Source organism: Robbsia andropogonis, assembly GCF_034047095.1.
GTDB classification, from domain to species: Bacteria; Pseudomonadota; Gammaproteobacteria; order Burkholderiales; family Burkholderiaceae; genus Robbsia; species Robbsia andropogonis.
Map to the genome: position 1 here is coordinate 1498273 of NZ_CP139170.1, position 14712 is coordinate 1512984.

The 14712-nt window shown below is 61.5% G+C and carries 10 protein-coding genes; 5 read left to right on the forward strand and 5 right to left on the reverse strand.

Annotation, left to right across the window (positions count from 1 at the left end):
• Positions 1–130: 130 nt before the first annotated feature.
• Positions 131–595 (reverse strand): hypothetical protein, encoded by a 465-nt coding sequence (locus SJQ66_RS20140; protein WP_407691565.1) that lies wholly within the window; start codon positions 593–595, stop codon positions 131–133.
• 352 nt (positions 596–947) lie between these two features.
• On the opposite strand from SJQ66_RS20140, the gene SJQ66_RS20145 reads away from it, so the two are divergent.
• Positions 948–2537, forward strand: a complete 1590-nt coding sequence (locus SJQ66_RS20145; RefSeq protein ID WP_051504214.1) for an AMP nucleosidase — start codon at positions 948–950, stop codon at positions 2535–2537.
• Position 2538: 1 nt separating this feature from the next.
• On the opposite strand, the gene SJQ66_RS20150 is transcribed toward SJQ66_RS20145, so the two are convergent.
• Positions 2539–3297 carry an LOG family protein gene (locus tag SJQ66_RS20150; RefSeq protein WP_046153994.1) on the reverse strand — a complete coding sequence of 253 codons (759 nt, stop codon included), beginning with the start codon at positions 3295–3297 and terminating at the stop codon, positions 2539–2541.
• Here SJQ66_RS20150 and polA point away from each other — a divergent pair, their 5' ends adjacent.
• Positions 3298–6075 (forward strand): DNA polymerase I, encoded by a 2778-nt coding sequence (polA, locus tag SJQ66_RS20155; RefSeq protein WP_024902136.1) that lies wholly within the window; start codon positions 3298–3300, stop codon positions 6073–6075.
• Between the two features lie 24 nt (positions 6076–6099).
• Here polA and SJQ66_RS20160 read toward each other — a convergent pair whose 3' ends face one another.
• Together SJQ66_RS20160 and SJQ66_RS20165 are read right to left on the reverse strand one after the other, a co-directional pair.
• Positions 6100–6993, reverse strand: a complete 894-nt coding sequence (locus tag SJQ66_RS20160) for a sulfurtransferase (RefSeq protein WP_096349214.1) — start codon at positions 6991–6993, stop codon at positions 6100–6102.
• Positions 6994–7118: 125 nt separating this feature from the next.
• A complete protein-coding gene (locus tag SJQ66_RS20165) occupies positions 7119–8222 on the reverse strand; it encodes an aromatic ring-hydroxylating oxygenase subunit alpha (RefSeq protein WP_024902138.1) in 1104 nt (367 codons plus the stop codon).
• Between the two features lie 579 nt (positions 8223–8801).
• Between SJQ66_RS20165 and SJQ66_RS20170 the strand changes: the two genes are divergently transcribed.
• Entirely contained in the window at positions 8802–9731 is a 930-nt protein-coding gene (locus SJQ66_RS20170) for a polyprenyl synthetase family protein (protein WP_036007790.1), read from the forward strand.
• 149 nt (positions 9732–9880) lie between these two features.
• Positions 9881–11830 carry a 1-deoxy-D-xylulose-5-phosphate synthase gene (gene dxs / locus SJQ66_RS20175; RefSeq protein WP_024902140.1) on the forward strand — a complete coding sequence of 650 codons (1950 nt, stop codon included), beginning with the start codon at positions 9881–9883 and terminating at the stop codon, positions 11828–11830.
• A gap of 163 nt (positions 11831–11993) precedes the next feature.
• Here the strand turns inward: dxs and tsaD are convergent, their stop codons facing one another.
• Positions 11994–13145: a tRNA (adenosine(37)-N6)-threonylcarbamoyltransferase complex transferase subunit TsaD gene (gene tsaD, locus SJQ66_RS20180; protein WP_024902141.1), complete on the reverse strand. Its 1152-nt coding sequence runs from the start codon at positions 13143–13145 to the stop codon at positions 11994–11996.
• A gap of 118 nt (positions 13146–13263) precedes the next feature.
• Between tsaD and SJQ66_RS20185 the strand changes: the two genes are divergently transcribed.
• Positions 13264–14667: a BaiN/RdsA family NAD(P)/FAD-dependent oxidoreductase gene (locus tag SJQ66_RS20185; RefSeq protein ID WP_320535230.1), complete on the forward strand. Its 1404-nt coding sequence runs from the start codon at positions 13264–13266 to the stop codon at positions 14665–14667.
• The last annotated feature ends 45 nt before the right edge of the window (positions 14668–14712 follow it).

Consider the following 14712-nt stretch of genomic DNA (forward strand, 5'->3'; position numbering starts at 1 on the left):
TCGACCTATCGATGTGTATGCGAATCTCAGCGATATGTCGTGCGCCAGGCATGGCATATCGGCCGGGCAGGGCGCCCCGCCGGGATGAACACGGCACTGCCTTGGAAGCAGCGCGCGTCCATCCGCATGCTTAATACGATAAATGGATCGACGGTACGCGTCCGTTCGGCGCGCCGTTGTTTGGCACCCGCGGTGAGTTGTCGACAGGGTTCGACATCGAATAACGCGTGCCGAAATTCGAGCGGACATCGATTTCAGTGGGTTTGCCCTTGTCACGGTACTCCGTGATCTCGGTGCCCGAGCGGTCTCGCGTATGGAAGCTTGGCTCGCGGACCGTATTGAGCTCGACGCGCGACGATACCACGGCGCCCGGGCGGTTGATCTGTGCCAGATCAGGCAGGCCGGCCGCTTCGTTTGCCGACATCGGATGGGCTGCTGCTGCTTGACGCGCAGCGGCGGCGTTCTCGGCGGCCGCCGCGCGCTCGGCGGCGGAATCCGCTTGCAATGGGCTTTCAGAGAGCGTCGGTGGCGCATCGGAGACGCCCGATGTGACAGAGGTGGCGGGGGATTGTGCGAAAGCAGCACCTGAACACATCAAAGCGCCGACGATGAGGCCGGCCGCGAGGGATTTCATAGCGTATCTCCAGAAGCTTGCGGAATTCTAGCAAACTGTGGGCCTCTTGCGATGGCAGTCACGACAGCGATCAATGCCATCACGGTCAGATGTCGTGTTCGCGTCACGGTGCTACCCGGATAATGGATGGTTGGGGCTAGCACGATCTCAGTGGCTTCCGTGTTACTGTGGCGCCAGTGGGCGCCGGTGCGGGACGGTATGTCCGAGCCTGCGCAAGGCCCGCCGTGGTCGCGGGCCGGAACAAGCAAAAGCAAGGCAGAACAAGGATCATGAACCAATGAAGGAAGAGGCGCACAAGCATACGGCGATGCCCATGACATCGTCCCTCCCTGCCGTCGGCACGACCTCGAAGGGTGTCGACGCCGCTACGTCGCGAGAAACCGGCGGGGCACCACCGACCGGCGCTTGGGCACGTTTCGATGACCCGGCCAGTGCACTCGCGCGCCTGAGCGCGCTCTACGAGGAAAGCACGCACAGGCTGCAGTCTGCTTTTACGCGCTTCAAACGAGGGGAGGCGTTGCCGCCGGGCAAGATCCGGGCGTGCTATCCGATGCTGCGAGTGACCGTGGACGCGGCGAATGAGCTGGATTCGCGCCGGTCGTTCGGTTTTGTCGCCGGACCGGGTGTATTCGAGACCACGGTGACGCGCCCGGACCTGTTCGACCACTATTACACGCAGCAATTGTCATTGTTGCGACGTAATCATCCTGAAGGCCTCATCGAAGTGGGGATGTCGGATCAACCAATGCCGTTGCACTTCGCCTTCGCCGAGGGTATTCACCTCGAAGGCGAATTGGACCAGGCGCACTTGCGGACGCTGCGGCGGCATTTCGATACACCCGACCTGGCGCAACTCGACGATGCGATCGTCAACGGGACCTATGATCCAGGTCCCGACGCGCCGCGGCCACTGGCGTTGTTCACCGCGCCCCGCGTCGATTTCTCGTTGCATCGGCTGCGCCACTATACGGCCACGTCGCCAACGCATTTTCAGAACTACGTGCTGTACACGAACTATCAGTTCTATATCGACGAGTTCGTTCGCATGGGGCGCGCATTGATGGAGCGGGGCGACGATGCTGACGAGCGGTCAAGGCGTGCGGCCTATACGGCGTTTGTCGAGCCCGGCGATGTTGTTACGCCGAATGCGAACCGGATCGACGAATCCGTTCCGGCGGATTGCGAGGCGAGCGGCATGCCACCGCCGCGCTTGCCGCAGATGCCGGCCTATCACCTGAAGCGCCCGGATGGCAGCGGCATCACGATGGTCAATATCGGTGTCGGGCCATCGAATGCCAAGACCATTACTGATCATGTCGCGGTGCTGCGGCCTCATGCCTGGTTGATGCTTGGTCACTGCGCTGGACTACGCAACACGCAGCGCCTTGGGGACTACGTGCTGGCGCACGGCTACGTTCGAGAGGATCACGTTTTGGATGCTGACCTGCCGCTCTGGGTGCCGGTGCCGCCGCTCGCTGAAATCCAAGTGGCGTTGGAGCAAGCCGTGGCCGACGTGACGCGGCTCGAGGGACGAGAATTGAAGCGGGTGATGCGCACCGGGACCGTCGCAAGCGTCGACAATCGGAATTGGGAGTTACGCGATTATCGCGAGCCGGTGCAACGGCTGTCGCAAAGCCGTGCCATTGCACTGGATATGGAATCCGCGACGATCGCCGCCAATGGTTTTCGCTTCCGGGTGCCGTACGGCACCCTGCTTTGCGTCTCCGACAAGCCGTTACACGGCGAGTTGAAGTTGCCGGGGATGGCCGATTCCTTTTATCGCGAACAGGTGAATCAGCATTTGAAGATCGGCATGCGGGCAATGGAGTTGCTGCGCGAAAATGGCTTGGAAAAGCTGCACAGCCGCAAGCTGCGCAGCTTTGCCGAAGTCGCGTTTCAATAGATCAGAGATAGAACATCTGGTCGTCTTCGGACTTTGCTTTCGTGCGTTCGTTCTCGGCCTTGGCGTCCTTGCCGCTTTCGTAGAACTGCACGATGGCGGCCAGGATCTCGTCCGGCTCGTCGATGACCTGAATCAGCTCTTCCACGTCTTTTTCACCAATCAGCTTGCGTGTTTCCAACGTGTTCTTGAACCAGTCAAGCAGGCCTTGCCAGAACTCGGCACCCACCAGAATAATCGGCACGCGTCGTGATTTTTTTGTCTGAATCAGCGTCAGCACTTCGGCCAATTCATCGAGCGTGCCAAAGCCCCCCGGCATCACGATCACGGCGTCTGAATTCTTGACGAACGTCACCTTGCGCGTGAAGAAATGCCGGAAACGCAGCGAAATATCTTGAAAGGCATTGCCTGACTGCTCGTGCGGCAGTTCGATATTCAGTCCAACCGACGGCGATTTGCCGCGATGCGCACCACGATTCGCGGCTTCCATGATGCCCGGCCCGCCGCCCGAAATCACCGCGAAGCCGGCATCCGACAGCTTTTTCGCGATCTTCTCGGTGAGCTTGAAATAGGGGTCTTTCGCCTTGATGCGGGCGGAGCCGTAAATGCTGACGGCGGGACGCAATTCGGACAGGTATTCGGTGGCTTCCACGAACTCTGCCATAATCGTGAACATCTGCCAGGAGGCGCGTGCCTTCTTGGCCGTCGCGCGGTCGAGATCCGCGATGGAGCGCAGACTCGGAATCACTTTTCTATCGTTCATATGTCGGAACAACACACTCTGGACGGCAAGGTCCTGTTATTGGTCGATGGATCGAGCTACTTGTACAGGGCCTTTCACGCGATGCCTGATCTGCGCGGCCCCGGCGGAGAACCCACCGGCGCGCTGTACGGCATCATCAACATGTTGCGCCGTTTGCGGCGCGAGTACCCCGCAGAGTATAGCGCGTGCGTGTTCGATGCAAAGGGAAAGACGTTTCGCGATGTGATGTATGCGGAATACAAGGCGCACCGGCCTTCCATGCCGGAAGACCTTTCCGCGCAGATCGAACCGATCCATCATGTCGTGCGATCGCTGGGGTGGCCTCTCCTGATGGTCGACGGCGTGGAGGCCGACGACGTGATTGGTACCCTGTGCCGGCGGGCGGCGGCGCAGGGAATGAAAGTGATCGTTTCCACCGGTGACAAGGACCTGGCGCAGTTGGTCAACAGCAGCGTGACGCTGGTCAATACCATGAGCAACGAGACGCTCGACGTGCCGGGAGTCGAGCAAAAATTCGGCGTGCCGCCGGAGCGGATCGTCGACTACCTGTCGTTGATCGGGGATACCGTCGACAACGTGCCGGGTGTGGAAAAGTGCGGGCCGAAGACCGCCGTCAAGTGGCTGAGTGCGTATGGGGACCTCGATGGCGTGATCGCGCATGCCGATGCCATCAAGGGCGTGGTGGGAGATAACCTGCGGCGTGCCTTGCCGTGGCTACCCACCGCGCGCAAACTCGTCACGGTGGACACCGATTGCGATCTCGCGGCCCATATGGTTTCGATCGATGCGTCTCTGCTGGCGCGTCCCGAGGCACGCGATGAACTGCGCGACGTCTTCGGCAAATACGGTTTCCGGACGTGGTTACGGGAGGTGGAGGCGGCAGACGGGGGCACCGGCGCGGCATCGGCCGATAACGCGAAGGGTGCCGATGTCGATGCGGTATTGCCAGCGCCGATCGTCGGCGTGGAGATCGACCGTCACTATGAGACGATCCTGGATTGGGAGGCGTTCGACCGCTGGTATCACCGTATCGATGAAGCGGATCTGACCGCTTTCGATACGGAGACGACGGCGCTCGATCCGATGGTCGCGCGCTTGGTCGGCATGTCGTTCTCGGTGTCGCCGGGACAGGCGGCCTATTTGCCGCTCACTCATCGAGGGCCTGGCGCACCGGACCAATTGCCGCTCGACGAGGTGTTGGCGCGCCTCCGGCCCTGGTTGGAAGATCGGGACAAGCCGAAGGTTGGCCAGCATATGAAGTACGACGCGCAGGTATTGGCGAACTACGGCGTCGCGCTGCAAGGTGTGGTCCACGACACCTTGCTGCAATCCTACGTGCTCGAATCGCATCACAAGCACGATATGGACTCACTCGCGAGCCGGCATCTCGGCGTTACAACGATCAAGTACGAGGCCATCTGCGGGAAGGGTGCATCGCAGATCGGCTTCGACGAAGTGGACGTGCAACAGGCGTCGGACTATGCCGCGGAAGACGCCGATATTACATTGCGCTTGCATCAGGCGATGTACCCGCGGATCGCATCTCAGCCGGGCTTGGATTACGTCTATCGGCAACTCGAGGTTCCGGTTTCACGCGTCTTGCGCCGCATCGAGCGCAACGGCGTGTTGGTCGATACGGCGTTGCTCGGCAAGCAAAGCCACGAGATCGGCATGAAGCTGCTCGATCTCGAAAAGCAGGCTTATGAACTGGCCGGGGGTGAATTCAATATGAATTCACCAAAGCAGATCGGCGAGATATTTTTCACGAAATTGCAGTTGCCGGTGGTGAAGAAGACGCCTAGCGGTTCGCCCTCGACCGATGAAGAAGTACTGCAAAAACTGGCGGAAGACTTTCCGTTGCCGAAAGTGCTGCTCGATTATCGTGGCCTGGCGAAACTGAAGTCCACTTACACGGACAAGCTGCCGCGCATGGTCAATCCGGAGACACATCGCGTGCACACCACGTATGCGCAGGCGGTGGCGGTGACGGGGCGCCTGGCATCGAACGAACCGAACCTGCAGAACATTCCGGTGCGAACGGCGGAAGGGCGTCGTATTCGTGAAGCCTTCGTAGCCTCACCAGGATGCCGGATCGTTTCGGCCGATTACTCGCAGATCGAGTTGCGCATCATGGCGCATATTTCGGAGGATGAGGGACTGCTACGCGCGTTCGCTGCCGAGGAGGATATCCACAAGGCGACGGGCGCTGAAATTTTCAACGTGCCCGTGTCCGAGGTGCAGCCCGACCAACGTCGCGTGGCGAAGATGATCAACTTTGGTTTGATCTACGGCATGAGCGCCTTTGGGCTGGCGGCGAATCTGGATATCACACGAGAGGCCGCGAAGCTGTATATCGATCGCTATTTCGCTCGGTACCCGGGCGTTGCGCGTTATATGGAAGAAACGCGGATGCGCGCGCGCGAGGACGGCTTTGTGGAGACGGTGTTCGGTCGCCGTCTCTGGCTGCCGGAGATCAACGGCGGCAATGGACCACGTCGCCAGGCTGCGGAACGTGCCGCCATTAATGCGCCGATGCAGGGGACGGCCGCCGATCTGATCAAGTTGTCGATGATCGCGGTACAGGACTGGTTGGATAAGGAGCAAAGGCAGACCCGCATGATCATGCAGGTACACGATGAACTGGTCCTCGAAGTCCCGGAGAATGAGTTCGAGTCGGTCCGTACGACGTTGCCGGCGCTGATGTGTGGCGTGGCCACGCTCAAGGTTCCGCTGGTTGCCGAAGTGGGCGCTGGCGCGAACTGGGAGGAGGCGCACTGAGAGGGCGCGCGCGTGTCGGGCACTTCAGCGCGGCGTGGCGCCGGTGACAACGGGGCGGCTCGGATCGGCGATCCACTCGCTCCATGATCCGGCATAGAGCGCAGCGCCCGGAAGCCCGGCTACTTCCATTGCCAGCAGGTTGTGGCAGGCGGTCACGCCCGACCCGCATTGCATGATTGCGGCGTCCGGGGGCGTACCGTCCAATACGGACAGGAAAGCGCTGCGCAATGCGGCGGGTGACTGAAATTGACCTTGTTCGTCGAGGTTGTGCTTGAAGAAGCGATTCCGTGCGCCGGGAATATGTCCGCCCACTGGATCGATCGTCTCGTTTTCGCCGCGATAGCGGTCGGAGGCACGGGCGTCGATGACGAGATGGTCACCGCTGTCAATATTGCGCAACACGGTGGCTGTATCGACAGCCGATACCAACGGCGTGCCGGCAGCGAAATCGCCCGGCACGGTAGGGCGCGGCGCGCTGAACTCGACCAAGCCGCCATGAGACTCCCAGCGTGGCATGCCGCCGTCGAGTACCGCCACCGCTTCATGTCCAAGCCAGCGTAATAACCACCAGAGACGTGCCGCATACATCCCGCCTTGCGCGTCGTAGGCGACGACTTGCGTGTCCGCGCGCATGCCGAGCCGGGCTAACGTGGCGGCAAGCGTTTCGCGGTCGGGCAACGGGTGTCGTCCGCTACCCTGTGTCTTCGGGCCGGACAGGTCCGATTCGAGGTTCAGATGATGTGCACCCGGTAGGTGCCGTTCGGCAAAGACGCGGGGCCCCGCTTCGGGGTCCAACAAGTCGGCTCGACAGTCGATGATCAACAGCGAAGCCGCATCGGCGACGATGCGCGCGGACAGCGCTGCGGCGTCGATCAAGGTCGTGTAGCGTGGCAGGGCTTGCGTCTGGCTGCTGGGCATACGTTGTTCTCCGGTAGCGTGGCACGGCGGCGCGCTTGCACCGGGACAACGACCGATCGACGTCAGGGCATTCGACGAAGGAACGGATGCCAGCCGGCTTCGCATTGCGCGTCCACCGCGCGGTCTCAATACGTCAGGCGATTGCGCAGGTATTCATGGAAGCAGCGCATGCCGTCTTCCATCGGGGTTTGATACGGTCCCACTTCGGATTCACCGCGGTCCATCAGGGCTTTGCGGCCGGCATCCATCCGTTCGGCGATTTCATCGTCCTCGCGCGCGGTTTCCATGTAGGCTGCCCGTTCTGCCTCGACGAATTCACGCTCGAATAGCGCGATTTCCTCAGGATAATAGAACTCGACGATATTCGTCGTATGCTGCGGTCCGCGCGGAATCAGCGTGGAGACAACGAGCACGCCTGGATACCACTCAAGCATCAGGTTCGGGTAGGCGAGCATCCAGATCGCGCCGTGTGGTGGCTCCTTGCCTTGATGGAACGACAATACCGCGTCGTGCCATTTCCGATACGTTGGCGAACCGGGTTTGGATAAACTCTTGTGGACGCCGACGGTCTGGACGCTGTATTCGCGACCGAATTCCCATGTCAAGTCATCGCAGGACACGAAGCTGCCCAGGCCTGGATGGAAAGGCACCACATGGTAGTCTTCCAGATAGACCTCAACGAAGGTCTTCCAGTTGTAGCGGCATTCATGAACCTCGACGTGATCGAATCGATAACCGTCGAAGTTGAATTGGCGCACAGGGCCCAGGCCGGCAAAATCCGCATGTATATCGTGACCATTTGCCTCGAATAGCAGGCCGTTCCAGTTGACGAGCGGCGTGCTGCCCAGGTTCAGGCATGGCTTCTGCGGAAAATGAGGCGCCCCCAGGAGTTCGCCTTTCAAGTCATAGGTCCAGCGATGTAGCGGGCAGACGATGTTCTGCGCGTTGCCGCGGCCGTTGAGCATGATGGCCTGGCGGTGGCGACACACATTGGACAGCAGCGCGATCGTGCCGTCCTGATTGCGTACCAGCACACGACCTTCGTTTTCGCCTGGTAGCGCAAAGTAGTCGCCAGGTTCCGGCACCATCAATTCGTGTCCGATGTATCGGGGTGCTCTGGCGAATAACGTTTGTTTCTCCCGCTCCAGCAGTGCTGCATCAAAGTATGCCGAAACGGGAAGTTGCGACGGAACCGCTTTCAGTTCCGGGGTATTGCTGAGATTGGACATTCCCACTCCCATAAAACGTGGAAAGCAGCGAACAACCCAACCATCGAAAAATCGATTTAGGGAACCAGAGATTGTAGTCGTAATGGTGTAGATTGGCTATGTATTTCTGTCCGAAAGTGCCATGAAATGCGGTATTGCTGGATTTTTATCGGTGCTGCGGCAATATTTGTTTGTATGATGTCGCACCGTTACGCGTGGGAAGCAGGGTGAGGTCGAAATCGACTGCAATCGGTTGTTATATCGGAAAGCTTCGTGCAAACGCACGGCAAGCGCCCGTTTGCCGTAAAATGCCGGACTTATCCCTTACTATCCGTCAGGATTGCCCGTTTCCAATGACTTCGCGCTGTGATGGCGCAAGACCGATGGGAGCGCTCTATTCGGTCTGATAGTCGTGCGTCCATACGAGGCAGGCTGCGGAAACGCGCAATATACGGCGGTGCGATGCGTACGGCCGGCGCAATAAAAAACAGGCAAAAGAGGCGGTATGAGCTGCGCGACGACGCGATGCGAGCCGAGACGGGTGTGCGCACCATCGTCGACGTGGCCTACCGAAGCAACGACGAGATGACCCAAGAGACAATGCAATCCAGTGAGGCGCATACCGGCCAGTCTTTCGATGACTGGATGAAAGCGGTGCAGGCACGAACCGAGATGGCGCTGGACCGCTATCTGCCGCCGGCGGCCCAGGCACCCGAACGGCTTCATGAAGCAATGCGTTATGCGGCGCTGGGCGGCGGCAAGCGCGTCCGGCCGCTGTTGTGCCATGCGGCGGGCGAGGCGCTTGCCGCGCCTGTGGCGGCGTTGGACGCGGCAGCCGCGGCGCTTGAAATGATCCACGTGTATTCGTTGGTGCATGACGATCTGCCGTCGATGGACAACGACGCCATGCGTCGCGGCAAACCAACGGTGCATGTGCAATACGACGATGCCACTGGCCTGCTGGTTGGCGATGCGCTGCAGACCCAGGCGTTCCTTACCCTGTGCGACGAGGCGGTGCCGGCGTCGCGCCGGGCGGCGCTGGTCGCGGAGCTCGCGCGTGCCAGCGGTTCGCGGGGAATGGCGGGCGGACAGGCGATCGACCTGGCGTCGGTCGGGTTGAAGCTGCGCCGCGACGAGTTGGAAAACATGCACCGGCTCAAGACCGGCGCCCTGTTACGGGCGGCGGTCCGGTTGGGCGCAATGTGCGGGGCATTGTCGCTCGATGGCGACGATCAGGCCGCGGTAGCCAGTCGCGCCGCATTGGATGTCTACGCGGATGCGATCGGCTTGGCATTCCAGGTGGTGGACGACATCCTGGATGTGACCGCTGATTCGGCAACGTTGGGTAAGACGGCGGGCAAGGATGCCGCGGCGGACAAGCCAACGTATGTATCAATCCTCGGGCTGGATGCGTCACGCGATCTGGCCCGCCAGTTGCAGGCCGAAGCAACTCGGGCGTTGCAGCCGTTCGGCGCGCGTGCCCGGCGTTTGTCGGAACTGGCCGAATTGGTGGTTCAGCGCGCATACTAGGCGCAGATCGCCTCTTGCGGCATGTCGCCGCTGGCATATCCAGCGGCCGGCGATGTGCCATGCCTTGACAGGGTGGTCCTGCAGGTGCAGCACAACGCAGGTCCCTTGCTTTACAGCCGCCGAGACGGCGGCGTCAAACGAAAATTGTCATGTACGACTTGCTGAAAACCATCGACGACCCGGCTGCCTTGCGCCAATTGGACCGCGACGCGCTACGCCCCCTCGCCGACGAATTACGCGAATACGTGCTTCAGAGCGTGTCGCAGACCGGCGGGCATTTGTCGTCGAATCTCGGCACGGTTGAATTGACCATCGCGTTGCACTACGTTTTCAACACGCCGAATGATCGGATCGTATGGGACGTGGGGCACCAGACTTATCCGCATAAGATCTTGACCGGCCGTCGCGAGGCCATGCCGACGCTGCGTCAGTGGGGCGGGATCTCGGGTTTCCCGCGTCGGGTGGAGTCCGAGTACGACACGTTCGGCACGGCGCACTCGAGTACGTCGATTTCGGCGGCGATCGGGATGGCGGCCGCGAGCGTGCTGAAAGGCGAGGATCGACGGGCAATCGCGGTGATTGGCGATGGCGCGATGACCGCCGGGATGGCGTTCGAGGCCTTGAACAATGGTGGCGTATCGGATGACCTGCCCCTGCTGGTGATCCTGAACGACAACGACATGTCGATCTCGCCGCCGGTAGGTGCGCTGAATCGTTATCTTGCGCGCTTGATGTCCGGTCAGTTCTATGCCACCGCACGCAGAGGTGTGGAGCGGGTGCTGAGCGTGGCACCCCCGGTGTTGGAGCTTGCCCGTCGCTTCGAGGAGCATGCGAAGGGCATGGTCGGTCCGGCGACGATGTTCGAGGAATTCGGTTTCAACTACATTGGTCCGATCGACGGGCACGACCTCGATTCGCTGATTCCGACGTTGCAGAACATCAAGGCGCTGAAGGGCCCGCAGTTCCTGCACGTGGTGACCAAGAAGGGTCAGGGCTATAAGCTAGCCGAGGCCGACCCGGTGGCCTACCATGGACCCGGCAAGTTCAATCCAGCCGAGGGCCTGAAGCCGGCGCCGGCGGGCAAGAAGACGTACACCCAGGTGTTTGGCGAGTGGTTGTGCGACATGGCCGAGCTGGATAAGCGCATCGTCGGCATCACGCCGGCGATGCGTGAAGGCTCGGGCATGGTCGAGTTCGAGAACCGCTTCCCGGCGCGCTATTTCGATGTCGGTATCGCGGAACAGCACGCGGTGACGTTCGCGGGCGGTATCGCCACCGAGGGCATGGTGCCGGTTGTCGCGATCTATTCGACTTTCCTGCAGCGCGGCTACGACCAGGTGATCCACGACATCGCGTTGCAGAATCTGCCCGTGGTCTTCGCGATCGATCGCGCGGGCCTGGTGGGTGCGGATGGTGCGACGCATGCGGGCGCCTACGACATGGCCTTCATGCGGTGCATTCCGAACATCACGGTGATGGCGCCGGCGGATGAGAACGAATGCCGTCAAATGCTTTATACGGCGGTGCAGCTCGGGACGCCGGCGGCGGTGCGCTATGCGCGCGGCGCCGGCGCGGGCGTGGCCACGGTCAAGCAAATGACGGGCGTGCCTGTCGGCAAGGGGGAAGTGCGCCGCGAGTCGACTCTGCCTCAACGTGGTGCGAGCGGCAAGGCGGCAGCGCCCGTGCCGCGCATCGCGATCCTGGCGTTCGGTACGATGGTCACGCCGAGCGTTGCCGCCGGTGAGGCGATCGATGCGACAGTGGTCAACATGCGCTTCGTGAAGCCGATCGATGCGGATCTGTTGACGTCGTTGGCGGCTACGCACGATGCGATCGTCACGGTCGAGGAAGGCTGTGTCATGGGTGGGGCAGGTTCAGCTTGCCTGGAATTCTTGGCATCGATCGGTGCGGCATTGCCGGTATTACAACTCGGTCTTCCTGATCAGTTCATCGATCATGGCGATCCGGCAAAGCTGTTATCGATGGCGGGCCTGGACGCTGCCGGTATCACGGCATCCATTCGCGCGCGCTTCATCGAAACACCGGGTGCGACGGATAAGGGCGCCGATCAAGGCAAGAAAGCGAAGCTTGTCGCATGACGACCCGATCTGGGTAAGACGGGGCGCGACTGAGAAGAGGAAAGGCCGGATCGCCACGCACGATCCGGCCTTTTTCAATTGAGAGGGGGACGCGGTTGATCGCGATAACGACGTACGCGGTCTCATCGATGCATTACCGGATCCGCTCACCGGATAGTTGCATTCACCCGCGATTTTGTTCGCGCGGCTGTCCCAATTCCCATCGCGGACTGACGGAAAACCGGTAGTCGTGTACCGCTTCGTCTGGCCAGCGGGCGAGCCGAAGGGCCCCCGCCAATGCAATCATCGCGCCGTTATCGGTGCATAACGCCAACTCAGGATAATGGACGGTGAAACCGCGTCGTTTTGCCGCCAGGTTCAATCCGTCACGCAACTGCCGATTTGCACCCACGCCACCGGCCACCACCAGGCGCTTCATGCCGGTGCGCTTCAATGCGGCGATCGATTTTGCGACCAACACGTCCACTGCCGCGTCGACAAATCCTCGCGCGATGTCGGCGCGCGCCCGCGAATGGGGATGACTGTCGTCAACGGACGCCACCACGTGATCGACGTTGCCGCGGTTGTCGATCGCGCCGATGCGTTGCTTTACTTGCGTCAGGACGGCTGTTTTCAGCCCGCTGAAGCTGAAATCCAGGTCGCCTGAATGCAGCATCGGTCGGGGCAAGACGACGGCGCCAGGCGTTCCGGTCATCGCGAGCGCTGACACTGCCGGACCACCCGGATAGCCGAGCCCGAGCAGCTTGGCGGTCTTGTCGAACGCTTCACCTGCGGCATCATCCAGCGTTTCACCGAGAATCTCGTATTCCCCCACGTCGCGCACACTCATCAGTTGCGTATGGCCGCCTGATACCAGGAGGGCAACGAAAGGGAAAGCAGGGGGCACTTCCGCCAGCAGTGGTGACAGCAGATGCCCTTCGAGGTGATGGATCCCGATCACCGGCTTGCGCCAGGCAAAGCCCAGGCCATTGGCCACGCTGGCGCCTACGAGTAATGCGCCGGCCAATCCCGGCCCGGCGGTATAGGCGATTGCATCGATATCGGTGCCGGTGACGCCAGCTTCCCGCAACACGGTTTGCAGCAGTGGCAACGCGCGCCGGATATGGTCACGCGATGCCAGCTCCGGGACCACGCCGCCGTATTCGCGATGCATGTCGATCTGCGAATGCAGCGCATGCGACAGTAAACCAACCCGCATATCGGGCAGCGTCGCCGATTGCCCCGGCGCCTGCGCCTGCGTTGCGTCTACAGCGGGATGGCGGTACAGGGCGATGCCGGTCTCGTCGCAGGAACTTTCTATGCCAAGTACTAACATTGGGAAAACCGGAGCGGGGGGCAGCGAAAAAAACGAATTGGAAAGCAGAAAGAATCAAGCGTCGCCAGTATAGCAGCGGGCCACCCCGGTTTTCGTGCTTGGCGGCTACAATCCGGACATGGAATATTTTGATATCGCCGTGATCGGCGCCGGGGCGGCCGGCATGATGAGCGCCGCCGTTGCCGGTCAGCAAGGGCGGCGTGTGGTGCTGCTCGACCATGCCGAGCGCATCGGCGAGAAAATCCGGATATCGGGCGGTGGTCGCTGCAATTTCACGAACCAGGATGCGACGCCGGCGAACTACCTGTCGCGTAATCCGCATTTCGCCCGTTCCGCCTTGAGTCGCTATACGCCCGCCGATTTTCTGACATTGTTGCGCCGCCATCACGTGAAGTGGCACGAGAAACATCGTGGGCAATTGTTCTGCGATGACAGCAGCCAGGACATCATCGACGTTCTATTGCGCGAATGCGCGACCGGACGCGTGTCGGTGCGGCATCCTGTGCGGATCGCCGACGTTCGCCCAGTAGCGGCTGGCGCATCGTCGGGCGCGGCAGCGGGCGGGCGGGCGCCAGTCCGTTTCGTCATCGCCACCGATGGCGGGGAGCTGGGCGTCCATTCGGTGGTGATCGCCACCGGAGGGTTGTCGATTCCGAAAATCGGCGCGACGGGGTTTGCTTTCGCGCTCGCCACGCAATGGGGATTGCCGGTGGTGACCCCTGAGCCAGCGTTGGTGCCCCTGACGTTCACGTCCGCGCAGTGGTCCGCGTTTTCAGCGCTTTCGGGGTTGTCGCTTGAAGTGGGAATCACCGTCGTTGATGCGGGTATCCCGGACATCGCATCCGGGACGCGCCGAGGTACACGTGGCACGTTCAATGCACCCCCGCGCTTTATCGAGGACCTATTGCTGACGCATCGTGGGCTATCTGGCCCCGGCGTGTTGCAGGCGTCCAGCTACTGGCGCGCACCGGGGACATTGTCGATCGATCTGTTGCCAGGCGTGGATGCCGCCGAAGCCTTGCTCGCGCAGAAATCGGGTTCGCGACGGCAACTGGCGACGGTACTGGCCGAATGGCTGCCTGCCCGACTGGCGAATGCGTGGATAGACGACTGGCGCGGCGATGGTGTGTCCTCCGATACGCATGCAGGTCGTATCGCGAGCAGCGAGGGACGCGAGGGCGCCTGCGCGCAGGCCATGGGGCTTGCGGCTGACGCACGGCTTGCCGATATCGGGGACAAGGCGTTGCGTGATCTGGGTCGTCGGCTCAATGACTGGCGCGTCTTGCCGGCCGGCACCGAAGGGTGGCGCAAGGCCGAAGTGACGCGGGGTGGGGTGGATACAGAGGTGCTGTCCTCCGCGACGATGGAAGTCAAATCGATGCCTGGCGCTTATTTCATTGGGGAGGCGGTGGATGTCACCGGCTGGCTAGGCGGCTATAACTTTCAATGGGCCTGGGCTTCCGGCGTTGCGGCGGGACGGGCGGCGGCGGAAAGCGCCGCCGTGGCCGTGGGTCCCGTGTGATAACATAACGCGGCCTGATACCGCGCCGTGAGGGCATGGGTCACC

Coding starts and splice junctions, on each gene's coding strand:
- SJQ66_RS20170 (WP_036007790.1), top strand. CDS start 8,802: ATGCAATCCAGTGAGGCGCATACCGGCCAGTCTTTCGATGACTGGATG.
- SJQ66_RS20150 (WP_046153994.1), bottom strand. CDS start 3,297: ATGAACGATAGAAAAGTGATTCCGAGTCTGCGCTCCATCGCGGATCTC.
- SJQ66_RS20160 (WP_096349214.1), bottom strand. CDS start 6,993: ATGCCCAGCAGCCAGACGCAAGCCCTGCCACGCTACACGACCTTGATC.
- SJQ66_RS20185 (WP_320535230.1), top strand. CDS start 13,264: ATGGAATATTTTGATATCGCCGTGATCGGCGCCGGGGCGGCCGGCATG.
- SJQ66_RS20145 (WP_051504214.1), top strand. CDS start 948: ATGACATCGTCCCTCCCTGCCGTCGGCACGACCTCGAAGGGTGTCGAC.
- dxs (WP_024902140.1), top strand. CDS start 9,881: ATGTACGACTTGCTGAAAACCATCGACGACCCGGCTGCCTTGCGCCAA.
- SJQ66_RS20140 (WP_407691565.1), bottom strand. CDS start 595: ATGTGTTCAGGTGCTGCTTTCGCACAATCCCCCGCCACCTCTGTCACA.
- SJQ66_RS20165 (WP_024902138.1), bottom strand. CDS start 8,222: ATGTCCAATCTCAGCAATACCCCGGAACTGAAAGCGGTTCCGTCGCAA.
- tsaD (WP_024902141.1), bottom strand. CDS start 13,145: ATGTTAGTACTTGGCATAGAAAGTTCCTGCGACGAGACCGGCATCGCC.
- polA (WP_024902136.1), top strand. CDS start 3,298: ATGTCGGAACAACACACTCTGGACGGCAAGGTCCTGTTATTGGTCGAT.